This is a genomic window from Brevundimonas sp. Root1423 (assembly GCF_001426805.1).
In genome coordinates this window covers 1-24,981 of record NZ_LMFL01000020.1, presented here as the reverse complement: position 1 = coordinate 24,981, position 24,981 = coordinate 1, and the positions used below count along the sequence as shown (strand labels likewise).

Here is a 24,981-nt window from a genome sequence, read left to right as displayed (position 1 = left end):
GGAGCGGCCTGATCCTCCGCCACGTCCGGCGAGCCCCCGGCTCTGGACAACGGCGGGCGCTCCGGCCTAGTTAGGCGCGGGCTCACTAACCTCTCCAGGGATGGGTAATGCCCCGTCATCCCAAGGATAAAGCTTTCCAAATGCGATATTTCCTCCTGTTGCTTGCAGCCGCAACTCTTGCCGGATGTGGGACGCGCGGCCCGGCGGCGTTTAACGCGGAGGGCACCATCGATCCCGAGCAGTTCGTGACCAGCTCGTCCGGCCCCGAGGCGACGGGCTATCGCATCGGCCCTTCCGACAAGCTCGCCGTGACCGTGTTCCAGGTTGAAGACCTGTCCTTCGAGGAGATTTTCGTTGACGCTTCCGGGAAGTTGCAGCTGCCTTTGCTAGGCTCTGTGCAAGCCGCTGGCCTGACGCCTGCCGAATTGTCGACCGATCTCGAGAGAAGGCTGGGCGAACGATACCTGCGCAATCCGCAGGTGTCGGTCTCGGTTTCTGAAGCCGCGAGCCAAAAAGTCACCGTCGACGGAGCGGTTACTAAACCGGGGGTATACGTCATGCGCGGGCGCACGACCTTATTGCAAGCCGTCGCCATGGCGGAAGGCGGGACGCAAATCGCCGACCTGAAAAAGGTTGCGGTGTTCCGGACGGTTGAGGGCCGGCGCATGATCGCTGTTTTCGATCTCGCAGCGATCCGTCGCGGTCAATCTCCCGATCCTGAGGTCCTCGGCGACGATGTTGTCGTTGTCGACACCTCCCGCCTGAACGCCCGATACCGCGACCTTATTGCAGTGCTGCCCGCGTTGGCGGCCTTCGCCTATCTGTAATGCGCGGGGTTCGCTGTAGAAGTTGGCCGGGTTCAACGTGAACGGAAAGGGCGGTCTTCGAGCCGCCCTTTTCTTTTGCGGTCAGAGGCGGCGGATGAGGGGTTCAGCGCCGTTGGGGCCCCTATGCCGGGCGTCGGCCTCGGCGAAGGCCTCGATCACCACGGCGCCGTGATGGCCGGTGGCGTGCAGGACGCGGTCCGGACCGAGGATGAAGCCGGCATGGCCGTTCCACGGACCTTCGCCCGGCGACAACCAGACAACAAGGTCGCCGTGTCGCGCCTCCGAGACCGGAACGCCGGCGCCCAGTTCAGCCTGCTGGTCAGCGTAGCGCGGTGCGGCGCGGCCGCAGGCGTACAGCGCCTGCTGCACCAAACCGCAGCAGTCCGTGCCACGCGAGGTGCGTTCGCCCGGACGGTGCGGCACGCCCAGAAAACGCTGCGCAACCTCGACGACGTCATCGGCGAAGGACCCGATCGCGCCAGCGCCCTTTTCAGGCCCGGAGACCAGCGCGTTCAGCGGCAGGTCCCCGTCGACGGCTTCGATGCGGTGGGTCGCAAGAGGGGCGCCCCCGGTGAGGCAGGCCGCATCGACCCAGCCGACCACGCCGTCGCGGCGGGCGCGACCCCACAGGCGGTCATCAAGGCTGTCGAGGACGTCGAAGGCCTCGCCGAAGATGAGTTGGTCGATCGGATGGTCGCCGGGCGCGGCGTCGGCATGGATGTCCGCGACAGGGACCGCGCAATGCATGGGCCAGACCGCCCGGAAGGCCGCGGCGCGAACAACGCCTTCCAGCGCCTGCTCGGCCAGATCGGGCCGGGCGAGCGTGGTGCGGGGGTCCAGAATGGCGGCGGCTTCAGTCAAGCGTGGGCTCGTCCGGTTGAGCCATTGTCGTAGCGCAAGAAGCCGAAAGGGCCGTTAACGAACGGAGGCTTTCTTGTGTCCAAACCGGCGGGACAACATCTCGAAACAGGCGCGTAAAGCCTGGGCTTCGCCGCCCTCGGGCCAGCCGGGACGGGCGCGGGGATTCCACGCGAAGATGTCCATATGCGCCCAGGCGCCGGTGGTCGGCGCGAACTTCTGAAGGAACAGGGCGGCGGTCACCGAACCGGCCTGGGCCCAGGCGGCGGAGTCGTTGCGCAGGTCGGCGATCTCGGTTTCCAGCGCCGCGCGATAGCCGGGCCACAGCGGCATCCGCCACAGGGGATCGCCGACCGCGCGGGCGGCTTCCAGCAGGTCGGCGGCGAGGTCTTCGTCGTCGGTATAGAGCGGCGGCAACTCGGGCCCGAGGGCGATGCGGGCCGCGCCGGTCAGGGTGGCGAAGTCCAGCGTCAGGTCGGGAGAATGCTCGCCCGCCCGGGTCAGGATGTCGGCCAGGATCAGCCGACCCTCGGCGTCGGTGTTGCCGATCTCGATGGTCAGGCCCTTGCGGCTGGACAGGATGTCGCCGGGGCGGAAGGCGTCGGCGGAAATGGCGTTCTCGACGGCGGCGACCAGCACGACCAGCCGCACGGGCAGGTCCGCCTGCATGACCAGCCGGCCGAGCGCGAGGGCGTGGGCCGAGCCGCCCATGTCCTTCTTCATATTGCGCATGCCGGCGGCGGCCTTGATGTCCAGCCCGCCGGAATCGAACACCACGCCCTTCCCGACCAGGGCGACCAGCGGCAGGTTGGCGCGGTCCAGGTTCCAGGCGATTTCTATGACGCGGGGCGCACGATGCGGAGCGGCGGCGCGGCCGACGGCGTGAACGGCCGGATAGTTCTCGTCCAGCAGGGCGTCGCCAGCAATGACGGTAATCGTGGCGCCGGCCTCCTGCGCGATCTCCCGGGCGATGGTCTCGATCTGCAGCGGCCCCATGTCGGCGGCGGGCGTGTCGACCATCTCGCGGGCGAGGGCGCAGGCCGAGGCGATGCGCGTCGTAGCCGCCAGATCAAGACCTTCGGGCGCGACCAGCCGCACACGGTCGCGCTCGGGGCGGGCCTTGTAGCGGTCGAAGACATAGGCCCCCAGCAGGAAGGCGAGAGCCGCCTCGTGCGCGTCCCCGGGTTCCGCCTCGAGGCGATAGAGCCCCGGCGGCAGCTTCGCCGGCAGGGCGCGGGCGGACATGGGATCGAAGGTCTCCCCCGCCCCGACCAGAACCGCGGCGATCCCGCCCTCGCCGTCGGGCGCGACCAGCATCTGGCCGGGCTTGCCCTTGAAGCCGTTGGTTTCCGCCCAGCCTTGCAGGTCTTCGTCCATCCGCCCCCCGGGACCCACGAACCGCACCGGAATCGCGCCCTCGGCGTCGGCGGTCAGCAGGTCGGGATGCAGGGCGGACATGGACGGCGGCCTTTCCGGCCGGCAGGGGCCGATCTTAACCAAGGATTGACGCGAAGCGCCGAGTCTGGCCCCGAAACTTCCGGAGCGCCTCCATGTCGCGCACGACAGCCTCTCTCGCAATCCTCGTCCTGTTTTCGGGCGCCGCCGGTGCGGCGCACGCCCAGGCCGGAACCCAGCCTCCTGCCCGCCCGCAGGCCGCCGCTCCCGTTGCGCCGCGACAGCCGGCCAGCGCGGAGGTGCGCGCCGCCTATGAACGTTCCGACGCGCTGAGCCGGTCGGTGTTCTGGACCGATCAGGCTGACATCGACCCGCGTGATCCGGTCGCCGGTGTGAAGGCCGCCGCCGCGCTGCGCGATCTGGGCCGCTACGATCAGGCCGCCGAGATCGCCCAGGGCGTGCTGGTCATCCAGCCGAACAACGCCGACGCCATGCTGGAAGTCGGCCGCGCCCATATCGCGCGAGGTCAGGCCTTCTATGGCGTCGCCGCCCTTGAACAGGCCCGCAACGCCCGCCCGAACGACTGGCAGGCCTGGTCGCTGCTGGGGACGGCCTATGAGCAGGTTCGCCGGCCCGCTGACGCCCGCGCCGCCTGGGCGCAGGCCCTGGCCCTGTCGCCTGACAATCCTTCCGTCCTGACCAATATGGCGATCTCGGCCATGACCCAGGGCGACTCCGTCACGGCCGAGCCGCTGCTGCGCCGCGCCGCCGCCCAGCCGGGCGCAACGCTGAAGGTAAGGCTGAACCTGGCCATGGTGCTGGGCCTGAGCGGCAAGATCGACGAGGCCGAACAGATCCTGCGCCGGGACCTGCCGCCCGAGGCCGCCGACGCCAACCTGCAGTGGCTGCGGGACCGGGCCAAGGACGGGTCCGTCGATCAGGCGCGCACCTGGCGCTCGCTCCAAGGCAACTGATCCCCTATATTCCGGCTCATGATCGACGAGCTCTACAGCGCGCGCATCCTCAGGCTGGCGGCCAATCTGCCGCACAGCGGACGCCTGCCTGCGCCGGAAGGCACGGGCGAGCGGGTGGCGAAGCTGTGCGGCTCGAAGGCGGTCGTGGACGTGACGCTGGACGACGCCGGGCGGGTTCTGGCGTTCGCACAGGATGTGAAGGCCTGCGCGCTGGGACAGGCCGCCGCCGGGGTGCTGGGCGAAAGCGTGATCGGCGCCTCGCTGGATGAACTGATCGACGCTCGCGACGCCATGTCAGTCATGCTGAAGTCCGGGGGCGAGGGCCCGACCGGCCGTTTCGAAGGCCTGCGGGCCCTGAAACAGGTGGCCGACTATCCCGCCCGCCACGCCTCCACCATGGTCGCGATCGAGGCGACGCTGGATGCGATGCGGCAGGCGATCGCCCGAAAGGGCCCGGACACGCGAACTAGCCTCGCCGGCGCGGCCTAGAGCCCGTTGCCCCCGCAGCCTTTGCGAGGGATAAGCGCGGCGACATGGCTTCCGGCGGAACTCTCTATGAACGCGGCGTGCGGCTGGCCCATCGCGGCTACAAGCTGACGCTGTCGCCCCTGATCGGGCAGTCGTGCCGGTTCCGGCCGACCTGCTCGGACTATGGGCGGGACGCGCTGATCCAGCACGGACCGCTCAAGGGGGGATGGCTCACGGTCAGACGCCTCTGCAAATGCCACCCTCTCAGCGAAGGCTGGAAATACGATCCGGTCCCGCCCGCAAAGACGAAACGATGATCGATCTCAAATTCCCCGATGGCGCCTCGCGCCAGTATCCCGACGACGCCACGGGCCGTGACGTCGCCGCCTCCATCTCGCCGTCGCTGGCCAAGCGCGCGGCGCTTGTCGCCCTGAACGGCGAACAGCGCGATCTGGACCGCCCGCTGGGCGGCTCCGGCGACTTCAAGCTGATCATGCGCGACGATCCCGAGGCCCTCGAGACCATCCGCCACGACGCCGCCCACGTGCTGGCCCAGGCCGTGCAGGAGCTGTTCCCGGGAACGCAGGTGACCATCGGCCCCGCGATCGAGGACGGATTCTACTACGACTTCTTCCGCGAGGAGCCGTTCTCGACGGACGACTTCGCCGCCATCGAGAAGAAGATGGCCGAGATCGTCGACCGTGACGAGAAGCTGGTCCGGCAGGTCTGGGACCGCGACGAGGCGATCAAGCTGTTCGAGAGCAAGGGCGAGAGCTTCAAGGCCGAGCTGATCCGCGATCTTCCGGGCACGGAGACGATCACGACCTATGCCACCGGCGGCTGGGTCGACCTGTGCCGCGGGCCGCATTTCCCGTCGACCAAGTTTGTCGGCAAGGCCTTCAAGCTGACCAAGCTGGCGGGCGCCTACTGGCGCGGCGATCACCGCAATCCGCAACTGCAGCGCATCTACGCCACGGCCTGGGCCTCGAAGGAGGATCTGGACGCCTATCTGCTGCGCGTCGAGGAGGCCGAGAAGCGGGACCACCGCCGCATCGGCAAGGCCATGGGCCTGTTCCACATGCAGGAGGAAGGCCGGGGCATGGTCTTCTGGCATCCCAAGGGCTGGGAGCTGTGGCGCGTGCTGGAGGCATACATGCGTCGCCGGCTGGACGCCGCGGGCTATGTCGAGGTCAAGACGCCGCAGCGAGACCCTCAGCCTCAAGCCGATGAACTGCCCGGGCCACGTCCAGATCTTCGATCAGGGCCAGCGGTCGTACCGCGAGCTGCCGCTGCGCATGGCCGAGTTCGGGGCCTGCCACCGCTATGAGCCGTCGGGCGCCCTGCACGGCCTGATGCGGGTGCGCGGCTTCACCCAGGACGACGCCCACATCTTCTGCCGCGAGGACCAGATCGTCGACGAGACGGAGCGGTTCATCCGNCTGCACGGCCTGATGCGGGTGCGCGGCTTCACCCAGGACGACGCCCACATCTTCTGCCGCGAGGACCAGATCGTCGACGAGACGGAGCGGTTCATCCGTCTGACGCGGATGATCCACGCCGACCTCGGCATGGAGACGCACGAGATCGCCCTGGCGACGCGGCCCGAGGTTCGGGCGGGCACGGACGAGTTCTGGGACAAGGCCGAGGCAATGCTGCTGGACGCGTCCAAGAAGGCAGGCATCGAGCCGGTCATCGCCGAGGGCGACGGCGCCTTCTACGCGCCCAAGCTGGACTTCATCGTCAAGGACGCCATCGGCCGGACCTGGACCTGCGGCACGCTGCANGGCATCGAGCCGGTCATCGCCGAGGGCGACGGCGCCTTCTACGCGCCCAAGCTGGACTTCATCGTCAAGGACGCCATCGGCCGGACCTGGACCTGCGGCACGCTGCAACTGGACTATGTCCTGCCGGAACGTCTGAACGCGGAATATATCGGCGAGGACGGCCAGAAGCACCGGCCGGTCATGCTGCACCGGGCCATCCTCGGNGCCAGGACGACGGTGCTCTCCTGCGGACCTGGACCTGCGGCACGCTGCAACTGGACTATGTCCTGCCGGAACGTCTGAACGCGGAATATATCGGCGAGGACGGCCAGAAGCACCGGCCGGTCATGCTGCACCGGGCCATCCTCGGATCGTTTGAACGGTTCATCGGCATCATGATCGAGAACTACGCCGGGGCCTTCCCCCTGTGGCTGGCGCCGACGCAGGCGGTGGTCGCGACCATCGTCTCCGAAGCGGACGACTACGCCCGCGAGGTCCAGGCCCGGTTCAAGGCCGCCGGCCTGCGGACCGAGCTCGACCTGCGCAACGAGAAGGTCGGCTACAAGGTGCGCGAACACTCGGTCGGCAAGGTTCCGGTCATCGCCGTGGTCGGCAAGAACGAGGCCGAACAGGGCACGGTCGCTATCCGCCGGCTCGCCGTTGGGACCGCGGAAGACGATGCCGGCGCGGATCTGGCCGCCCGACATGTACAGGGTCCCGTCGCGCACCACGAAACCGTAGCCCTTGGTGCGATTGANGTCAATCATTTCAAGGGGGCCTGCGGACCGAGCTCGACCTGCGCAACGAGAAGGTCGGCTACAAGGTGCGCGAACACTCGGTCGGCAAGGTTCCGGTCATCGCCGTGGTCGGCAAGAACGAGGCCGAACAGGGCACGGTCGCTATCCGCCGGCTTGGCTCACAGGCGCAGGAGGTCGTGTCGCTGGACGAGGCGATCCGCATCCTGACGGAAGAGGCCACGCCGCCGGATCTGCGGCCCGCCTGATCCGGACGGGGAAACAAAAAGCCCGCCATCGCGATCGCGGTGGCGGGCTTTTCACTGGGCGGTGTCGAGCCGTTAGAGCAGGCGCTTGCGCATGGCCTGCGACAGCATGTCGATCAGGGTCACGGCGACCACGACCACGACCACGATGGCCGAGACGTCGCGGAAGTCGAAGGCGTTCATGCTGTCGAACAGCACCTGACCGATGCCGCCGGCGCCGATCAGACCCAGCACCGTGGCCGAGCGGCTGTTCGACTCGAAGCGGTACAGGGCGAAGGACGTCCACAGCGGCGCCACCTGCGGGATCACGCCCCAGACGATCTCGTGCAGCTTGGAGGCGCCGGTGGCGCGCACGCCCTCGACGGGGCCCTTGTCGATGGACTCGACGGCTTCCGAGAACAGCTTGGCCAGCACGCCGGCGGTGTTCAGGGCGATGGCGAGCACGCCCGCCAGAGGGCCCAGGCCGACGGCGACGACGAACAGCAGGCCGATGACCAGATCGGGGATCGAACGCAGCAGGTTCATCAGCCAGCGGACGGGCGTCACGATCCAGACCGGGGCGATGTTGCGCGCGGCGGCCAGACCCATGGGAACGGCGGCGAAGACGGCGATGAAGGTGCCCCACAGGGCGATCTGCACCGTCTCCCACATCTTGGCGACGAACAGCTTCCAGTTGGCGAAGTCGGGCCGCAGCAGTTCGCGGGCGAAATTCTGGGTGTTCTCGTTGTTGCTGAACAGATTGGTGATGTTCGCCAGTTCGACCGGGCCGAAGCTGTAGATCAGCAGGGCGGCCACGCCGCCCCAGATCAGGATGTCGAGCGCCCACGCGCCCATCGATTTCGAGGGCGGGTTGGGAATGGCCGTCGCGGGCGTCTGGGCGGCGGCGTCGGTCAAGGCTGGACCTCACGCAGGCTGCGCAGGCGCTGAAGTTCACGCTCGGCCGCGGCGACGCCGGCGGCGTCGCCCTTGTCCCGGGCCTCGCCCAGCTTCTGGTCGGCGACCATTTCGCGGATCGGGTTCAGATAGCCGTCGTCGGCCGCGTTGAAGCGCGAATATTCCAGACCGGCCAGCACCTGACGCTGACGCTCGGCCTCGACGCCTTCGCCCTGGCCGTAGGTCAGGAAGAAGCTGCGGATCTTTTCCTTCAGCGCGGGATCGAGGTCCTCACGCACGAGGATGCCGCTTTCCGGAATCGGGGGCGATTGCCAGATTTCCTGAATCTGGGCGGCGACCTGGGGGTTCTGCTTGCGCAGGAAGACGGTGTTGACGGTGTTCGACGTCGCCACGTCCAGCACGCCGGAGGCGACCGAGAAGGCGTTCGACTGGTGGTTGGCCGAGCGGACGGTCTTGAAGCACTGGGCCGGGACGACGTTGCGCGGATTGAACAGGAAGGCCATCGGGGCCAGCGTGCCCGACGTCGACTGGGCGTCGCCGATGCCGAAGTCGTACCGCTTGCCGCAGGCCATGACCTGCTCCAGCGTGATGCCCGAACCGGCGCGCACGATCAGGGTGGAGCGATAGCTGTCCAGCCCTTCCTTGTTGACGGTGCGGGCGATGACTTCGGCGTCGGCGCGGTCAATGGCCTCGACGGCGGGCTTGGCCGAGAACCAGGCGACCTGGGTCTGGTTGCCGCGCATGGCCTCGACCAGGACGGTGTAGTTCGAGCCGAAATAGGGCTTTACCTCGACGCCGATGGCCTTGGACATGTCTTCCAGCAGCGGCTGCCACAGCGGGCCGGCCGAGGCCTGGCCCTCGGCGGACAGGATGGAGAAGGTGATCTCGGTCGGGGCGGCCGCGGACTTGGTCTCGCCGCCTCCACAGGAAGCGAGGCCGAGCATGGCGGCGGCGGCGGCGATGAGGCCCAGCCGGCGGGTGACGGGTGCGAAGGTCATGCCTTGGTTTCCCAGAACGCGTCCTCGAACTCGGGACCGTAGATGTCGATAAGCTGTTTGGTGTCGAGGCCGGTCGCCGGGCCGTCATAGACGATCTGGCCGGCCTTCAGGGCGATGACCCGGTCGCAGTAGCGGATGGCGTAGTCGACCTGGTGCAGGGTGACGATGACGCCGAGGCCGTCGCGCTTGTTCAGCTCGACCAGCAACTCCATCACCTTGCGGGCGGACACGGGATCCAGCGAGGCGACGGGTTCGTCGGCGAGGATGGCCTTGGCGCCCTGGACGAGCGCGCGGGCGATGGCGCCGCGCTGCTGCTGCCCGCCGGACAGGGTGTTGGCGCGTTGGGCCGCATAGTCGGACACGCCGACGCGGTGCAGGGCCGCCATGGCGCGCTGCTTGTCCGCACTCGGCCAGGCGCCGAGGAAGCCCTGCCAGCCGGGCAGGCGACCGAGCGCGCCCAGCATGACGTTGGAAAACAGCGACAGACGTCCGACCAGATTGAACTGCTGGAAGATCATGCCCAGCTTCTGGCGCGCGGCGCGGGTCGCGCCCGTTGTGCGGCCGTTCTTCTGGACGGTCTCGCCGAAGACCGTGATCGTCCCCTTGCCGGAGTCGATGGTCTGCAGCCCGGTGATCGAGCGCAAAAGGGTCGACTTGCCGGACCCGGACGGGCCGATCAGGGCGACCATTTCTCCGGCCCCGACCTCGACGGACACGCCGTTCAGGGCCTTTCGGGCGCCGAAAGTCTTGGACACGTCCTTCACGGATAATGGCACGTCCGCGAGGATTTCGTCCAGCATAACGGCAGTCGGATCATACGAACGCCTGCGCGGCCTGAAGCTCTGCCGGGAGAGCCCGGTCGCGGCTTCCCTGCGCAAGGCAGCCGACGCCGTCGTTGATATGCTGGCGGCGTGCAGCCTGACACTGCGAAGCTTGCAGAGCGTCGCGCGTGCTCCGTGCGCTGATGATTCCCCGGCAAACCCATGGCCCGCCTAGAAAAAACCGCTTTACATGACAGGTCCATGACCCTACATCCCCGGCTTCCGGCGGACCCCGTGGTCTAACGTTGCGCTGCTAACGCCGGTCTGGGTTTAACAATTACAGGGGTTTACGTGAATTGCGCACGTATCCATTTCCCCTGGACCTGGTCCGCGAGCGGTCCCCTGAACGTCCCGTCGCACTCCGCGCTGGGTCATCGAGACCCTGGTCGAGGCCGGCGTCACCGCCTTTGACGTCGCATCGCTCGCCGAGATCGAACTGGTGCGTTCGGTCAGCGCCAATGCGCGTCTGGCCTTCATGCATCCGGTCAAGAGCCGCGGCGCGATCACCCGCGCCTATTTCGACCATGGCGTCCGCACCTTCTCGCTGGACAGCCATGACGAGCTGGCCAAGATCCTCGACGCCACCGGCAATGCGACCGACCTGAACCTGCTGGTCCGCATGACGGTCTCGGCCGACGGAGCCGCCTATTCCCTGTCGGGCAAGTTCGGCGTCTCGCCGGATCAGGCCCCGTCGCTGCTGATGGCCACGCGCCAGGCGGTGGTCGACGGCCTGATGGGCGTCTGCTTCCACGTCGGTTCGCAGTGCATGCGCCCGTCCGCCTATGAGGCCGCCATGGCCCAGGTCGGCCGCGCCATCAGCCGCGCCGGCGTGATCGTCGACATCGTCGATGTCGGCGGCGGCTTCCCCTCGGTCTATCCGGGCATGGTCCCGCCGGACATGAGCGAATACGCCGACGCCATTCATCGCGGTTTCGCCGAGATGCCGGTCACCCACACCACCGAACTGTGGTGCGAGCCCGGCCGCGCGCTGGTCGCCGAGTCCTCGTCGGTCCTGTGCCGCGTCGATCTGCGCAAGGGCGACGCCCTGTATCTGAACGACGGGTCCTACGGCTCGCTGTTCGACGCCACCCACTCGCGCTGGCCCTTCCCGACCAAACTGGTCCGGGACGGCGATGCGTCGAGCGATCTGAAGCCGTTCCGCTTCTACGGCCCGACCTGCGATTCCATCGACCACATGCCGGGACCGTTCTGGCTGCCGGCCGATGTGCAGGAAGGCGACTTCATCGAGATCGGCATGCTGGGCGCCTATGGCGTGGCCATGTCGACCGGCTTCAACGGCTATGGCGAACACGACATCGCCGCGGTCGGCGACGCCCCGATGGCGTCCCTGTACGGCCTGGCTCCGCGCTCCATCCCGACCGTGCGCACCACGGCGGAAGAGACCGCTCGCAAGGTCGTTCGCCTTTCGCGCCCCAAGGGCAAGGCCGGCCAGCGGAAGAAGCAACGGCGCTAAACCGTCGCTGATGCGTTGTATTCAGCAGCGGCCCGTCGCTCCGTCCGGGCCGCTGTTTCCTTTGACGACGGGCGCTCAAATCAAAGGGAAACCCTTGCAATGAACGCTCCTGTTCAGTCGAACCAGAAAGCCCTGCTGCTCCAGAACACCGTCGAGCACGTCGACATCACGTCCTTCGACGCCCGTCCGATCATCGACAGCATGCGCAAGATGTCGTTCTCGAGCCGCGACACGGCCCGGGCCGCCGACATCTTCAACATGGCGCTGGAAGACAAGGCCTGCTCGCCCTGGCTGATCCTGGCCGGCTCGACCTCGGCCGGCGGCTGCATGCACGTGTACCGGGACATGGTGAAGTTCGGCATGATCGACGCCGTGGTCGCCACCGGCGCCTCGATCGTCGACATAAACACTACCAGGCCGCCGGCGAGGTGGACGACAACGTCCTGCGCGACAACTACATCGACCGGATCTACGACACCTACATCGACGAGGAAGAGCTCCAGGCGTGTGACCACACCATTCTGGAGATCTGCAACCGGCTTGAGCCGCGCGGCTATTCCTCGCGCGAGTTCATCTGGGAGATGGGCAAGTGGCTGTCCGAGGGCAACGCGAAGAAGCCCGGCTCGCTGATCCAGACCGCCTATGAAGAGGGCGTGCCGATCTTCTGCCCGGCCTTCGTCGACAGCTCGGCCGGCTTCGGGATGATCGACGCGGTGGCGGACTTCCGCGAACTGACCGACGTCAAGATCGCGGCGGGCGTCACCGGCCTGTTCATGGTCGGCGGCGGCGTGCCCAAGAACTTTGCCCAGGATACCGTCGTCTGCGCCGAGATCCTCGGCGTTGAGGCCGAGATGCACAAATACGCCGTGCAGATCACGGTCGCCGACGTGCGCGACGGCGCCTGCTCGTCCTCGACGCTCAAGGAAGCCGCATCCTGGGGCAAGGTCCAGACCACCCATGAGCAGATGGTCTTCGCCGAAGCCACCACGGTCGTGCCGCTGATCGGCTCGGACGCCTATCACCGCGGGACCTGGAAGAACCGCGACAAGCGCCGCTGGAACAAGCTGTTCGGCAAATAAGCTGAAGCAGCGAGGCTCCGCGAGCCGTGCGGTAGCGCAAAAAAGAGAGGAGCCGGGATTTCGATCCCGGCTCTTTTCGTCTGCGGAACCGCCGCGCGCGCGGTTCGCTTTGTCTGGCGAAGGAGCTTCGCCATGACCGACCAGAACCAGACCGAGGACGCCCGCGAGGCCGAGGACATGGGCGAGAAGCCCGATCTGGGCCGCAAGCCCGACGCCATGACCGATGCCCTGTCAGGGTCTGGCATGGGGTCGGACACCCGGGCGGGCTCCTTGCAGGGCGGCGCGGCCACCGGCTCGGACGTCGATCCGGATCAGGACGCCATCAACGAAAGTCTGGCCACCGAAGGCATGGCCTCGGCTGACCCGCAGTCGCCCTCGAACGCCGACCCGAACCCGATCAACAACACCGGCGCGGACAAGACTGGGCCGGCCGCGGACCCCGCGGAAGGCAAGCCGGATCAGGCCGACGCGGCCACGGGCTGACGCCCGCGTCATTCCGCGCCTTTCCGAAGGCGTGAACCCGCCTTGCCGCCGCCGCAGCCTTGCGCCACGGTGGATGTAATCAATCAGTCTTATCAGGGACGATACGGGATGAAGCGCATGTTCGCGGCCGCCGGTCTGACGGCGGCTCTGGCTATGGCCGGTTGCGGCCAGGGCCCTGCGCCCGAGTCCGCCGCCGCCGATGACGCCGCGGTCGATACGGCGGCACGCGCTGCGCCCGCCGCCGGGCCCGCCTTCCCCGAACCGCCGGCCGTCGCGCCGAAGCCCGCTGCGGCGGGCGCGCCATCGTTCGCCGTCATCTATCCGGGCGGAACCCCGACCGGCCCGGCGACGACCGCCCAGGGGCCCAGCGGTCCCGGCGGTATCGTCAGCTTCACGACGCCGTCCTCGCCCGACGCGATCATCGCCTACTATCGCAAGGCCGCGGAAGCCGCGGGTCTGGCCTCGGTCATGGCGATGAACCAGGGCGACGCCCGCGCCTACGGCGCCGCCGCCGAGGACGGCAGCGGCAAGCTGCTGCGCGTCGTCGCCACCCCGACAGACAGTGGCGAGACCAACGTCCAGCTCGACTGGACCGCCGGCGGGTGAGCCGCGGCGCGGCGGTCGCGGCCTGCGTCCTTCTGGGCGCCTGCGCCTCGGGCGGCCGTCCCGCGCCTGCGGAGACATTGCAGGGCTATCTCGACGCGAGCGCGATCCGGTCCCTCGCCGATGCGGCTCCGGCGCCCGCGCCGTGGTCGCATTCCGATGTCCCGCCCACTGAACCCGGCACAGACCGCTGGTGGATGGCCACGGCCCACGCCCAGCTGGCGGCGCCGGACGGAGCCCAGCATTTCGACTGCGCGCTGGGGGCCCGGTTTGCGCAGCAGCCTCGTCCGGCCCTGTCGCGTCTGATGAACCGCCTGCTGAGCGACGCCGACAGCCTGACGCGCCTGCTGGCCGAGCGTTCGCCCCGCCCGCGCCCGATCAAGGCCATCGCAGGACTGGAGCCCTGTCAGAGGGTCAATGACGCCATGCGCGAAGGTCCGTCATGGCCGGCGGGCGGCGCCGTCGCGGGCGCGGCCTGGGGGGAGATGTTCGCGGCCCTCGCGCCCGACCGCGCCGCCGAAGCCCGCCGGATGGGCCGCGAGATCGGGCTGAGCCGCGCGATCTGCCGCATGAACTGGCCGGCGGACGTCGCGGACGGCGCCGTGCTGGGTCAGCGCCTGATCGCCGCCGAGACCTCGCCTGCCTTCGCCGCCGATCTGGAAGCCGCGCGAGCCGAGGTCGCAGCCGCGCGCGCGGAGGGGCTGACCAACCCCGGCTGCGCCGCCGAACGCCGCGCCCTAGCCCAGGTGGCTCAGGCCGGGCGGGGCGCCGTCAGCGAGCCGTAGAGGTCCGTCCGCCGGTCGCGGAAGAAGCCCCAGGCCGCGCGGTGCCGGTCGACGTAATCGAGGTCGAAGGTGTGGACCAGCGCCCCCTCGTCGTCGCGGCCGAAGCTTTCGACCAGATCGCCGCGATGGTCCGCGATGAAGGACGAGCCGTAGAAGACCTGACCGGCCTCGGTGACGGTCTCATGTCCCGTGCGGTTGGCGCCGACGACCGGCACGACGTTGGAGACAGCGTGCCCCTGCATGGCGCGCCGCCAAGGGTCCGCGGTGTCCAGCTCCTTGTCATGCGGCTCCGAGCCGATGGCGGTCGGATAGAACAGCACCTCGGCGCCCTGCAGCATCATGGCGCGGGCGGTTTCGGGGTACCACTGGTCCCAGCAGATGCCGACGCCGATCCGGCCGTGGCGCGTGTCCCAGACCTTGAAGCCCGTGTCGCCGGGGCGGAAATAGTATTTCTCCTGATAGCCGGGGCCGTCCGGGACGTGGCTCTTGCGATAGACGCCCAGGGCGCGGCCGTCGGCGTCCAGCATGACCATGCTGTTGAAATAGTGCGGCCCCTCGCGCTCGAAGATCGAGACGGGGATGGCGACGCCCAGTTCGGCGGCGACGGGCTGCAGCGCCGTCACGCAGGGATGCTCGCGCCACGGATGGGCGGTGGCGAACCACTTCTCTTCCTGGCTGACGCAGAAATAGGGCCCCTGGAACAGTTCGGACGGCAGGATCACCTGCGCGCCCTTGCTCGCGGCATCGCGCACCAGCTCGATGGTCTTCGCAATATTGGCCTGCATGTCCTCGCCATAGGAGGTCTGCAGGGCGGCAACCGAGATCGTGCGGGCCATCAGGCGGGCTCCTGCTGGGAGATGCAGTGGAAGGATCCGCCGCCCGACAGGATGGCGATGGACGGCAGGGCGATGATCTCTCGGTCCGGGAAGACCGTCGCCAGACCCTGACAGGCCAGATCAGCGGCGCGGTCGTCGCCATAGGTCGGCACGATGACGGCGCCGTTGGCGATGAGGAAATTCATGTGGCTGGCCGGCACGGGCTTTTCGTCCTCATCTCCGACGAAGCCGGGCGAGGGCAGGCGCAACACCTTGAGCGGCGCGCCGGTGGCGTCGGTCATCTGCGACAGCGCGCGGGCCACGGCGTCATAGACGTGGTCGTTGGGATCGCCCTTGCCCCAGGCCACCGGGCAGGCGACGACGCCCGGCGCGACGAAACGGGCCAGATTGTCCACGTGGCCGTCGGTGTGGTCGTTCAGCAGGCCGTCGCCGAGCCAGAGAACCTTCTTCGCGCCCAGCGACCCGGCCAGCGCAGCCTCGGCCTTTTCCTCGGTCCAGCCGGGGTTGCGGTTAGCGTTCAGGACGCACTGGCGCGTGGTCAGGATCGTGCCCTGACCGTCGTGCTCGACCGCGCCACCCTCAAGAATGAAGTCGTTGCGGGTCAGGGGCGTACCCGAAGCCTGTCCAATCTGGTCAGCGACGGTGTCGTCATACTCAAGCTCGTACTTTCCGCCCCAGCCGTTGAAGCGGAAGGCGGCCGCGCTGGCCGAGCCGGCGCCGAAGATCGGACCGGTGTCGCGCAGCCAGATGTCGCCGAACCGGCCGTCGACCACCTCGACCCCGGCGACGCCGTCGAACCGCGCGCGGGCGTCATCCAGCGCCTCCGGCTTGCCGACCAGCAGTTTCACATGTTCACGGCCGGGACCGGCGAGCGCGCGCACGAGCGCCTCGACCTCGGCTTGGGCCGGTTCGAGGTTGTCTTCCCACAGCTCGGCGTGGCTGGGCCAGCCGACCCACATCGCGCGGTGCGGCGTCCATTCGGCGGGGATGGGCAACTGGTTCATGGGGCCTCGTATCGGCGAATGACCGATCGCGCCAGATAGCGAGCGCGGGGTCCGGTTTCAACGCACGGGCGTGGAAGGCGGGCCATGGAAAAAGGGCGGCCTGTGAACAGGCCGCCCTCGTTCGTCTCTGGTGTCAGACCTGGACTAGAACTTCATGCCCAGGGTGATCTGCGCGGTGCGCGGCGAACCGATGGAGTAGGTCCGGGCCTGGCCAGCGCGCAGCGGCACGCGCGGGTCGGTGCTCTGGGGCGCAGCCAGACCGGAGTTGCCGGTCGAGATGTTGCCCAGATACTCCTCGTCGAACAGGTTGGTGACGTTGAGCTGCACATAGGCGCCGCGGATGCCCATGCTGTCCGTCAGGTCATAGCGGACGTCCATATCGGCGACCGTATAGGCCGGCGAGACTTCGTCGTTGTTGTCCGTGGCGAAACGCTCGCCGACGTACTTGGCCTGCAGGCCGACCGACAGGTTTTCGGTCACGTCCCAGTCGCCGCGGAGCGAGAAGGTCCAGTCCGGCGTCTCGACCAGGGTCTTGCCCTTGGTGAAGACGTAGGTCGGGATCGCCAGACCACCGGCCGGGCAGACAGGGGTGGAACCCGGAACCTGCGACGCGGGGGTGCAGTTGAAGTTGCCGAGGAACAGGTCGTCCTGGAGCTCGCTCTGGTTATACGACGCCGACGCGTTGAGGGCGAAGTTGTCCGAGAAGATGTAGCCCAGTTGACCGTCGAAGCCCGACTGTTTCACGGCGCCGACGTTGCGGTCGACGATCAGGTCGAAGGTCGGCGAGGACGGATCGTTGTCCCGCGCGCTGACGATGCGGTTGTCGTATTCGATGTACCACAGGGCCGCCTGGGCGATCAGGCGGGCGTTGCGGAAGCGGTAGCCCAGGTCGTAGGCCTTGGTGCGCTCCGGCTGCACAGTGGAGAAGTCGATCGCGCCGCTGGCGCTGCGCACCGGCTGGTACAGGTTGTCCGTCCGCGGCACCGAGAGGCCTTCGGCGTAGCTGGCGTAGACGCTGTGGCCGCCGCCGAAGCGGTAGACGGCGCCGAGGTTCGGCAGGACATCGTCGAAGCTCAGGGTGGCCTGGTACGGCGGGATGTACTGGGTGGTGCCCGTCGAGGCGAAGGTGACATTGCCGTTGGCCAGCGTCGAGGCCGGCGTCTCGGTGGTGCAACGCACCGTCGAGGTGCCGTTCTGCGAGAAGCAGTACTGGTTCAGCTCGCGGGTGAACTTCGGCGCGCGGACGCCCAGGTTGATCGTCAGCGAGTCGTCGAAGAAGTCGCCGATGTACTCGACGGCGAACTGCTGCAGTTCGGCGATCGAGAAGCGGTCGCGGAAGCGGTAGATCGAACCGTCACGGCCCGTGACGGCTGCTTCCGGGCGGTTGAAGGTGCTGAACGGGTCAACCGGCTCGGCAAGGCGGGTCATGAACGAGCCTTCGCCCGTCTGACGGTGACGGCCGTAGTCCAGCGTATAGGCGGCGCGGACGCGGTGATCGTCGTTCAGGTCCCAGATCAGCGAGCTGGAGAGGCCGTAGCGGTTGGTGTTGGTCACCGAGGGCGCATAGACGTGGACGTTGTCGCAGGTGTCGCCGTCGCCGTTCAGGTCGACGCCGGTGGTGCGGAAGGCCGCAGTCAGGCACTGGGCGTTGGTGATCGCGCTGAGGCCCGTCGCGCTGTTGTTGTTGAGACGGTTCTGGTCCAGCCGGTCGTCACGCTCGTTCAGCAGGCTGGTGGTCGTGCCGCCCGTGGCGAGGGTGTACTGGTAGGACGGGTCGAAGGTGAAGCGCAGGTTGTCGGTCAGCCCATAGCTGAACTGGGCGCGAACGTTGCCGGTGTCGGACGGGTTGATACGGTTGGCGATGGCGCTGGTGCAGTTGCCCGTCGCGTTCGAACCGTCGGACTGGATGCGGCTCGACGAGTTGTTCTCGTCCTGGACGGAGCCGTTGGCCCCAAACGGACGGAAACAGGCGATGTCGTTTTCCAGCGGCTCGGTGCCGGCGTTGAACAGGGCCAGGGTGTAGTTGTTGAAGAAGGCCGCGTTGCGGTTGCGGTTATAGTGGGCGGCGAGGCTGGCGAAGTTCCCGTTGCCGCCCAGGTCTTGGTAGATCTTGCCGTTGAACTGGGTTTTCTCCAGCTCGCCCGGCCCGCGGAACTTGTCGTAGTTCGTGTAGGACGCGGCCAGCCAGGCCGTCGTGCCCCACGGGCCGAAGGCGCCCGTGTCGACGCGCACGAAGGCGCGCTCGTAGTTGTTCTCGCCGATCGAGACATTGAGCTGACCGCCGGCCTCTTCAAGTGGGCGGGCCGACATGAAGGCGATGGTGCCGCCGGTGGCCGAGGCGGTCGGGCTGTCGACGTCGGTCGTGCCCTGGTTGACCGAGGCGCGCTCGATCAGTTCGCTGTCGAGAAGCTGGTTCGTGTACGAGGCGTAGTTGCCGGTGTCGTTCAGCGGCATGCCGTCGAAGGTCAGCGAGACGCGGTTGCCGTCGAAGCCGCGCAGGCGGATGTTGCCGCCCGAGTTGCCATAGGGGTCGCTGTTCACGAAGTTCAGGCCGGGGACCAGGTTCAGGCTCTGAAGGATCGTCTGGCCTGCGGTCTGGGTCGCGATGAACTCCTGGCCGATGCTGGAGCGGGTCTTGGGAACCGTCTGGGCGATGACGCCGGTGATGACGGGCGTACGCGAGCCCGTGACGACCACGGTGTCCAGCTCAGTGGCGCCTTCGGTCGCGACCGTGCCCGAGGTCTGGGCGGAAGCGGCTCCGGCGACCAGGAGGCCGCTGAAGAGGGCCGTGGTGGCCCAGAACACGCGTTTGCGGTTCGTCATTGTCATCTATCCCCGATGAAGATGGGCACGTGCGCCCTGCGACCGGCCGTGGCAGCCGGTTGAAATCCCGCCCCCTCTAGGCGTGCCATGGGAAAGTGGGACGACATTCGTGTGACAGTGATATGACAGCCCCGGCGGGTGACCCGGGAGACACACTGGTGTGGACCGATTAGCTGTGGATGACCGGTATCTGCGTTCGGCCAGGCTTTGCTTCGGGAGAGGAGAGGTGGTGGCTGGAGGCGGGCTCGAACCGCCGACCTGTGGGTTATGAATCCACCGCTCTAACCAGCTGAGCTACCCAGCCCCGATTGCTCGAGTCCCGTGCCTATATAGGCGGGCGATGGCGGATTCAAGTCGAGTAAACGCCGTCGTCGACAAGCGAGGCGCGTGACGCCGCAGGCGCGGAACGGCTAGGCTGACGGGCCGTTCGTACGCTGTTCTGTTCAAGGGGATTCCCATGCGCCTGTTCGCCTTCGCCGCCACGGTGGCCGCCGCCGCCCTTTCCGCCGCCTGTGGCGCAAATGGACAGAGCGCGGCTCCCGTCGCCGGGACACCCCTTGAAACCCGTCCCGCCAATGGGGCGAACCAGCAGCCCGCCTTCCCGGGTCAGACCCGGGCGCCGGGCGTCCGCACCGAAGCGGCGCTGGCGCACAGCATCGTGGCGTCCGGGCTGGAGCATCCCTGGGGCTTGGCCCTGCTGCCCGACGGCCGCTGGCTGGTGACCGAGCGGCCCGGCCGCCTGCATCATCACCGCCCAGGGCGCGGTCGGAGAACCGGTCGCCGGCCTGCCCGCCGTCGACGCGCGCGGCCAGGGCGGCCTGCTGGATGTCGCCGTCGGCCCGACTTTCGGCGCTGATCGTCTGATCTACTGGAGCTACGCCGAGCCGCGAGAAGGCGGCAACGCCACCTCGGTCGCGCGTGGACGGCTGTCCGATGACGGAGTCCGGGTCGAGAACGTTCAGGTCATCTTCCGCGCCCTGCCCGTCTATAATGGCGACAAGCATTTCGGCTCGGCGCTGTCCTTCGACAGCGCGGGCCATCTGTTCGTCACCCTGGGCGAGCGGTCTGACAAGCCGATGCGGCCGCAGGCCCAGGATCTGGGCTCGCACATGGGCAAGCTGATCCGCATCAACGCCGACGGTTCGGTCCCACGCGACAATCCCTTCGTCGGCCGCGAGGGCGCCCTGCCGGAGATCTGGTCGCTGGGCCACCGCAACGTCCAGGGCGTGGCCGTCGCCTCCGACGGCGCCGTCTGGACCATGGAGCACGGCACGCGCGGCGGCGACGAGTTGAACCGCCCGGAAGCCGGCAAGAACTATGGCTGGCCGGTCATCGCCTATGGCGTCGAATACGCCGGCGGCCCGATCAACGAGGGAATCACCGCGCGTGAGGGGATGGAGCAGCCCGTCTACTACTGGGACCCCGTCATCGCACCGGGCGGCATGACCTTCTACGACGGGGCGATGTTCCCGGGCTGGCGCGGCAATCTGCTGGTCGCGGGGCTGAAGGAAAAGCACATCGCCCGGCTGGTGCTCGAAGGCGATCGGGTGGTCGGCGAGGAGCGGCTGATGACGGACCTGGGCGAACGTGTCCGCGACGTCGCGGTCGGACCGGACGGCGCGGTCTGGGCCGTCACCGACGAGCAGAACGGCAAGCTGGTCCGACTGGCGGCCCGCTAGGCCGGCATACGGAAGGTGAACCGGGTCTCCCGGTCGTCGGAGGCCACGTCCATGTCGCCGCCGTGGGCCGAGGCGATCTGGGCGGCGATATAAAGACCCAGACCCAGTCCCTCCCGCACCTCGCCGGGCCGCAGCCGCGTGAACGGCTTGAACAGGCCGGCGCGCGCCGCCGATGGAATGGCCGCGCCGCCGTTGGACACCGAAAGTTCCAGACCGCGCTCGTCGCTGACCGCGCGCACGGCAATCTCTGTGTCCGGGGCGCCGTGCGTGATGGCGTTGGCCAGAAGGTTCGAGAGCAACTGGCCGATGCGGTCCGGGTCGCAGGCCACGGGCCGGGCCAGCGCCAGCTCGGTGCGGATGGCGCGATGGCCGTGGGTCGCCCGGATCTCCTCGATGACCTGTTCGACCGTCCCGCGCAGTTGCACCCCCGGTTTCCGGTCCATCGGAAGGCCGCCGCCCAGCCGGCCGCGGGCGAAGTCCAGGACGTCGTTGATCAGCCGTCCCATGCGATGGCCGCTGACCTGCATCTGTTCGACGACCTGCCGGGCCTTGTCGCTCAGTTCGGTCCGCTTGAGCATTTCCGCCCCCGCCTGGACGGCGGCCAGCGGATTGCGCAGGTCGTGGCCCAGGACGGCGATGAACTGGTCGCGCAGCTCGGCCGTCTCGCGCGCATCCAGAAGGGCGGCTTCGGACTGCTCAAGCCGGTCCTGGGCGTCCATCTGGGCCGCGATCAGCTGGGCGAACAGGCGGAAGGTCTCGACCGTCTCGGGCTTCGACGCCGGATGAGGATCGGGGTCGATCGCGCACAGGGTCCCGAACATGCTGCCGTCGGCGCGGACGATCGGCATGGAGATATAGCTCTGCAGGCCATAGGTCCGCGGCGTGTGATGGTCGGCGTACAGCGGATTTTCAGCGGCGTGGTCGAAGACGATGACCTCGCGCGACGCCCGCACCTCATCGCACAGGGTCGTTTTGATCGGCAGTTCGCCGCCGACACCGAGGCCGAAAGCAATCTCGTCGCGGACGGCGCAGGCGACCCAGCGGTCCTCGGTGACGGGGCGACGGCGGCGAACCGCATACCCGTTATGCGGCAGCAGACCTCGAGGATCGACGGCACGGCGTCGAGCCGGGCGACGGCCGCGACAGCCTCGGGCGCAAGATCGCCCTGTCCGGTCTCTGACACAGGTTCCGCTGACATTTCCGGACTATAGCGAAGGTTTCGAGGGCGCGTGAATCGGCGTCAGTCGCGCAGCAGCTCGTTGACTCCAGTCTTGGCGCGCGTCTGTGCATCCACCCGTTTGACGATGACGGCGCAGTACAGCGACGGCCCGCCGTTCGGGTCGGGCAGGCTGCCCGGCACCACCACGGAATACGCCGGCACCTCGCCGCGGAAGACCTCGCCGGTGGCCCGGTCGATGATCTTCGTCGAGGCCGACAGATAGACGCCCATGGCCAGGACGGCGCCCTCGCGCACGATCACGCCCTCGGCCACCTCGGCGCGGGCGCCGATGAAACAGCCGTCCCGACCGTGGCCCAGGCGTCGACCATCGAGCCTTCATCCACATAGGCGCCGATGTTGACGAAGCTGGGCATCAGCACGACGTTGCGGCCGATGAAGGCGCCCTGACGCGCCACGGCCCCGGGCACGGCCCGGAAGCCACTGCGCTCGAAATCGGCCTCGGTCCAGTGGGCCCATTTGACCGGGACCTTGTCCCAATACGGCCCCGGCGTCGGATCGGTGACGCCCATGGTCGCCCCGACGGGCGCCCCCATACGGGTGTTGGGGTTCAGGCGGAACGACAGCAGCACGGCCTTTTTGAGCCACTGATGGGTGGTCCAGACGCCGTCGGCGCCGCGCGACGCCACCCGGGCCTCGCCCGAATCCAGCAGCGCCAGAGCCTGTTCGACGGCCTTGCGAACCTCGCCGTGGGTCGAAACTGAAATATCGGCGCGTTCCTCCCAAGCGGTTTCGATGACGGATTCAAGGTGCGCACGATCCAGCATCAGGCGTCTCCGGGCAGGCGGGCGGTGGCGAGGAAGGGGCCGAGCGAAGCGGCCCGGTGGTCGACGAAGGGGATGTTCGGGTCGTGCGCCCGGGTTCCGACCAGCACGGTCGTCATGCCGATGGCGTGGGCCGGTTCGAGGTTGCGCACCGTATCCTCGAAGAAGGCGGCCGAGTCCGGAGCGACGCCGAACTGTTCAGTCATCCGGGCGAATGTGCGTGGATCGGGCTTGGGGATCAGATCGGCGTCCTCCAGCGAGAACAGGCCGTGGAACAGGTCCGCCAGTTGCAGCCGCTCGATCACGCGCCGGGCGTGGGCCTTCGATCCGTTGGTGAAGACGATGCGCGGCCCGTCCAGCCGCTCCAGCGCCGCGCGCAGGCCGGGATCAGGCGTCAGCACGTCCAGCGGCACGTCGTGCACCTCGGCAAGGAAGTCGTGCGGATCGATCCGGTAGTGGGCCATCAGCCCGGCCAGCGAGGTGCCGTAGTCGTGCAGATAGCCCTTCTGGACCACCAGGGCCTCGTCCGCCGGCAGGCCCGAGGTGCGCACCACATAGTCGTTTATGCGCTGCTGGATCAGCCCCATGAACTGCGACTCGGGCGGATACAGGGTGTCGTCCAGATCGAAGATCCAGCTGCGGATGTGACGCAGGTCGGCGCCCAGCTCCGTCGCCTCGACGGCCTCAGCGCTCATTCCGCCTTCACCAGGGTGCCGGCGCCGTGTTCGGTGAACAGCTCCACCAGCATGGCGTGGGGACGGCGGCCGTCCAGGATGACCACGGCCTCGACCCCGTCGCGCACGGCCGCCATGGCGGTCTGCAGCTTGGGAATCATGCCGCCGGTGGCCACGCCGTCGTCGATCAGCTTCGAAGCCTCGCCCACGGTCATCTGGCGAATGATCTGGCCGTCCGCGCCCTTGACCCCGGCCACGTCCGTCAGCAGCAGCATGCGTTTGGCGCCCAGCGCCCCGGCCATGGCGCCCGCCACGGTGTCGGCGTTGACGTTGAAGGTCTGGCCGTCCTCGGCCACGCCGATCGGCGCGATCACAGGCACCCAGTCGGCGTCGGATTCCAGCAGGCGGGTGATCAGTTTGGCGTCGACCTTCGTGGGTTCGCCGACATAGCCCAGATCGACCTCGTGCTCGATCATGCTGTCGGGGTCGCGTTTGGTCCGGCGGGTCTTCTCTACCGTCAGCAGGCCGGCGTCCTTGCCCGACAGGCCGATGCCGCGGACATCCGCCTCGCGCCCGGCCATGGTGATCCAGTGGGCGATCTCCTTGTTGACCGCCCCCGACAGGACCATCTCGGCCACCTGCATGGTGTCCGCGTCCGTGACACGAAGACCGTCGACGAAGCTGGAGCGCACGCCGGCCTTGTCCAGCATGGCGCTGATCTGCGGGCCGCCGCCGTGCACAACGACGGGGTTCACGCCCATCAGCTTCAGCAGGACGACGTCAGCGGCGAACTGCTTCGCCACGGCGCTCTCGCCCATGGCGTGGCCGCCGTATTTGATCACCACCGTCTTGCGATCGTAGATCTGGATGTACGGCAGGGCCTCGGCCAGCGTCTTCGCCGTGTCCCAGCCGCGTTCCTCGGATTGCCGTTCGGTCTCGTCCATGATGGCGGCTCAGTAAAGCCAGGGCCGGCCGCTGTCATCATGAAACCGGACGGCGCCGGGGCCGTTCCACCCGGCATGAACCCTCACGACATCGACGACCGCGACCTGACGCCATCGAATCCGGTCGATCCCGCCTCGCTCCAGCACGCCGACCCGACGCTGTGCCCGGAGTGCCAGGGCGCGAGCGTCACTGCCGCCGGAGAAACCTGCCCCGTGTGCGAGGGGACCGGCAAGGCCACGGGTCGTACAGGCGGGGGCTGACCAGGCACACGCGCCCCTTGAATCCGCAGGCCGGCCGGATTTCAAGGTTGTAGCTATATAGCCACGCTGGCCCGCTTATCGGCTTACACCGCTCGACCTCGGCTAGCGGGGCTGTTATGACAACCCGGCGGCTGCGCTTGACGCCGTCACAGATTCACTTGGGCTGCGGAGGGCATCCACCGATGCGCGTAAAGACTTTTATTATGGCCACCAGCGCCGCCGGGGCTCTCGCCCTGTCGGCCGGCGCTGCGGCGGCTGAGCCGAACGGCTGGTATGGCGCGATTGACGCGGGCTACCACACGCTGGGCGACGTGGAGACGATCTCGCAGACCACGAA

General features: G+C 68.1%; 20 protein-coding genes, 1 tRNA gene and 8 pseudogenes. 16 read left to right on the top strand and 13 right to left on the bottom strand.

The features are described 5' to 3' along the window. Positions 1–140: 140 nt before the first annotated feature. Positions 141–827 (top strand): polysaccharide biosynthesis/export family protein, encoded by a 687-nt coding sequence (locus ASD25_RS12725; protein ID WP_056617344.1) that lies wholly within the window; start codon positions 141–143, stop codon positions 825–827. An 81-nt stretch (positions 828–908) separates the two neighbouring features. On the opposite strand, the gene ASD25_RS12720 is transcribed toward ASD25_RS12725, so the two are convergent. Further along, positions 909–1,688 carry an NlpC/P60 family protein gene (locus tag ASD25_RS12720; protein ID WP_056617341.1) on the bottom strand — a complete coding sequence of 260 codons (780 nt, stop codon included), beginning with the start codon at positions 1,686–1,688 and terminating at the stop codon, positions 909–911. A gap of 54 nt (positions 1,689–1,742) precedes the next feature. Then, positions 1,743–3,143 carry a M17 family metallopeptidase gene (locus ASD25_RS12715; RefSeq protein ID WP_056617338.1) on the bottom strand — a complete coding sequence of 467 codons (1,401 nt, stop codon included), beginning with the start codon at positions 3,141–3,143 and terminating at the stop codon, positions 1,743–1,745. Between the two features lie 92 nt (positions 3,144–3,235). Between ASD25_RS12715 and ASD25_RS12710 the strand changes: the two genes are divergently transcribed. The 8 genes and pseudogenes from ASD25_RS12710 (at position 3,236) to ASD25_RS30435 (ending at position 7,288) form a co-directional block, all read left to right on the top strand. Continuing rightward, entirely contained in the window at positions 3,236–4,054 is an 819-nt protein-coding gene (locus ASD25_RS12710; protein WP_056617335.1) for a tetratricopeptide repeat protein, read from the top strand. 18 nt (positions 4,055–4,072) lie between these two features. Next, positions 4,073–4,543 (top strand): iron-sulfur cluster assembly scaffold protein, encoded by a 471-nt coding sequence (locus ASD25_RS12705; protein WP_056617332.1) that lies wholly within the window; start codon positions 4,073–4,075, stop codon positions 4,541–4,543. Between the two features lie 44 nt (positions 4,544–4,587). Further along, entirely contained in the window at positions 4,588–4,839 is a 252-nt protein-coding gene (gene yidD / locus ASD25_RS12700; RefSeq protein WP_056617330.1) for a membrane protein insertion efficiency factor YidD, read from the top strand. Continuing rightward, positions 4,836–5,960: pseudogene (locus ASD25_RS31975) on the top strand (threonine--tRNA ligase); the annotation flags it as partial. The gene yidD and the pseudogene ASD25_RS31975, both read left to right, overlap by 4 nt. Position 5,961: 1 nt before the next feature. Continuing rightward, positions 5,962–6,305, top strand: a pseudogene (locus ASD25_RS31970) (aminoacyl--tRNA ligase-related protein); the annotation flags it as partial. Between the two features lie 4 nt (positions 6,306–6,309). Beyond that, positions 6,310–6,509 (top strand): annotated as a pseudogene (locus ASD25_RS31965) (aminoacyl--tRNA ligase-related protein); the annotation flags it as partial. Between the two features lies 1 nt (position 6,510). After that, a pseudogene (locus ASD25_RS30440) lies at positions 6,511–6,941 on the top strand (His/Gly/Thr/Pro-type tRNA ligase C-terminal domain-containing protein); the annotation flags it as partial. A gap of 122 nt (positions 6,942–7,063) precedes the next feature. After that, positions 7,064–7,288 carry a His/Gly/Thr/Pro-type tRNA ligase C-terminal domain-containing protein gene (locus ASD25_RS30435; protein WP_369816587.1) on the top strand — a complete coding sequence of 75 codons (225 nt, stop codon included), beginning with the start codon at positions 7,064–7,066 and terminating at the stop codon, positions 7,286–7,288. A gap of 72 nt (positions 7,289–7,360) precedes the next feature. Here the strand turns inward: ASD25_RS30435 and phnE are convergent, their stop codons facing one another. Genes phnE through phnC form a run of 3 tightly spaced genes read right to left on the bottom strand, consistent with a single transcriptional unit; the run spans position 7,361 to position 9,977 of the window. After that, the gene (gene phnE, locus ASD25_RS12680) at positions 7,361–8,119 is read right to left on the bottom strand and encodes a phosphonate ABC transporter, permease protein PhnE (protein WP_056617427.1); all 759 of its coding nucleotides are present in this window, start codon (positions 8,117–8,119) and stop codon (positions 7,361–7,363) included. 56 nt (positions 8,120–8,175) lie between these two features. Further along, complete coding sequence (gene phnD / locus ASD25_RS12675) at positions 8,176–9,177, bottom strand: phosphate/phosphite/phosphonate ABC transporter substrate-binding protein (RefSeq protein WP_056617319.1); 1,002 nt, start codon at positions 9,175–9,177, stop codon at positions 8,176–8,178. After that, a complete protein-coding gene (gene phnC, locus ASD25_RS12670; protein ID WP_156389300.1) occupies positions 9,174–9,977 on the bottom strand; it encodes a phosphonate ABC transporter ATP-binding protein in 804 nt (267 codons plus the stop codon). Before phnC ends, phnD begins: the two co-directional genes overlap by 4 nt. Before the next feature lie 317 nt (positions 9,978–10,294). Here phnC and ASD25_RS12665 point away from each other — a divergent pair. The 5 genes and pseudogenes from ASD25_RS12665 to ASD25_RS12645 all read left to right on the top strand — a co-directional run bounded on the left by ASD25_RS12665 (position 10,295) and on the right by ASD25_RS12645 (position 14,422). Further along, a pseudogene (locus ASD25_RS12665) lies at positions 10,295–11,472 on the top strand (type III PLP-dependent enzyme). 99 nt (positions 11,473–11,571) lie between these two features. Then, positions 11,572–12,551 (top strand): annotated as a pseudogene (locus tag ASD25_RS12660) (deoxyhypusine synthase). A 132-nt stretch (positions 12,552–12,683) separates the two neighbouring features. Next, the gene (locus ASD25_RS29395; RefSeq protein WP_082572383.1) at positions 12,684–13,034 is read left to right on the top strand and encodes a hypothetical protein; all 351 of its coding nucleotides are present in this window, start codon (positions 12,684–12,686) and stop codon (positions 13,032–13,034) included. 108 nt (positions 13,035–13,142) lie between these two features. Further along, on the top strand, positions 13,143–13,640 hold the full coding sequence (locus ASD25_RS12650) for a hypothetical protein (RefSeq protein ID WP_056617317.1): 498 nt from the start codon (positions 13,143–13,145) through the stop codon (positions 13,638–13,640). Then, on the top strand, positions 13,637–14,422 hold the full coding sequence (locus tag ASD25_RS12645; protein WP_056617314.1) for a hypothetical protein: 786 nt from the start codon (positions 13,637–13,639) through the stop codon (positions 14,420–14,422). The genes ASD25_RS12650 and ASD25_RS12645 overlap by 4 nt, the downstream gene beginning before the upstream one ends. Here ASD25_RS12645 and aguB read toward each other — a convergent pair. The 4 genes from aguB to ASD25_RS12625 all read right to left on the bottom strand — a co-directional run bounded on the left by aguB (position 14,389) and on the right by ASD25_RS12625 (position 19,389). After that, a complete protein-coding gene (gene aguB / locus ASD25_RS12640; protein ID WP_056617311.1) occupies positions 14,389–15,258 on the bottom strand; it encodes an N-carbamoylputrescine amidase in 870 nt (289 codons plus the stop codon). The two genes, ASD25_RS12645 and aguB, sit on opposite strands and share 34 nt — an antisense overlap. Then, positions 15,258–16,262 carry an agmatine deiminase family protein gene (locus ASD25_RS12635; RefSeq protein WP_082572379.1) on the bottom strand — a complete coding sequence of 335 codons (1,005 nt, stop codon included), beginning with the start codon at positions 16,260–16,262 and terminating at the stop codon, positions 15,258–15,260. Before ASD25_RS12635 ends, aguB begins: the two co-directional genes overlap by 1 nt. A gap of 144 nt (positions 16,263–16,406) precedes the next feature. Then, on the bottom strand, positions 16,407–19,085 hold the full coding sequence (locus tag ASD25_RS12630) for a TonB-dependent receptor (protein WP_082572377.1): 2,679 nt from the start codon (positions 19,083–19,085) through the stop codon (positions 16,407–16,409). 227 nt (positions 19,086–19,312) lie between these two features. Then, a tRNA-Met gene (locus ASD25_RS12625) sits at positions 19,313–19,389 on the bottom strand. A 153-nt stretch (positions 19,390–19,542) separates the two neighbouring features. On the opposite strand from ASD25_RS12625, the pseudogene ASD25_RS12620 reads away from it, so the two are divergent. Continuing rightward, positions 19,543–20,764: pseudogene (locus ASD25_RS12620) on the top strand (PQQ-dependent sugar dehydrogenase). Here ASD25_RS12620 and ASD25_RS12615 read toward each other — a convergent pair. The 4 genes and pseudogenes from ASD25_RS12615 to argB all read right to left on the bottom strand — a co-directional run bounded on the left by ASD25_RS12615 (position 20,761) and on the right by argB (position 24,383). Beyond that, positions 20,761–21,777 (bottom strand): ATP-binding protein, encoded by a 1,017-nt coding sequence (locus ASD25_RS12615; RefSeq protein WP_369816586.1) that lies wholly within the window; start codon positions 21,775–21,777, stop codon positions 20,761–20,763. The pseudogene ASD25_RS12620 and the gene ASD25_RS12615 overlap by 4 nt on opposite strands. Positions 21,778–22,004: 227 nt before the next feature. After that, positions 22,005–22,768 (bottom strand): annotated as a pseudogene (locus tag ASD25_RS12610) (2,3,4,5-tetrahydropyridine-2,6-dicarboxylate N-succinyltransferase). After that, positions 22,768–23,460, bottom strand: coding sequence for a pyrimidine 5'-nucleotidase (locus tag ASD25_RS12605; protein WP_156389299.1), 693 nt, complete (start codon positions 23,458–23,460; stop codon positions 22,768–22,770). Before ASD25_RS12605 ends, ASD25_RS12610 begins: the two are co-directional and overlap by 1 nt. After that, positions 23,457–24,383: an acetylglutamate kinase gene (argB, locus tag ASD25_RS12600; RefSeq protein ID WP_056617308.1), complete on the bottom strand. Its 927-nt coding sequence runs from the start codon at positions 24,381–24,383 to the stop codon at positions 23,457–23,459. Before argB ends, ASD25_RS12605 begins: the two co-directional genes overlap by 4 nt. Positions 24,384–24,458: 75 nt before the next feature. On the opposite strand from argB, the gene ASD25_RS30430 reads away from it, so the two are divergent. Next, positions 24,459–24,644, top strand: coding sequence for a hypothetical protein (locus ASD25_RS30430; protein ID WP_156389298.1), 186 nt, complete (start codon positions 24,459–24,461; stop codon positions 24,642–24,644). Positions 24,645–24,981: the final 337 nt, after the last annotated feature.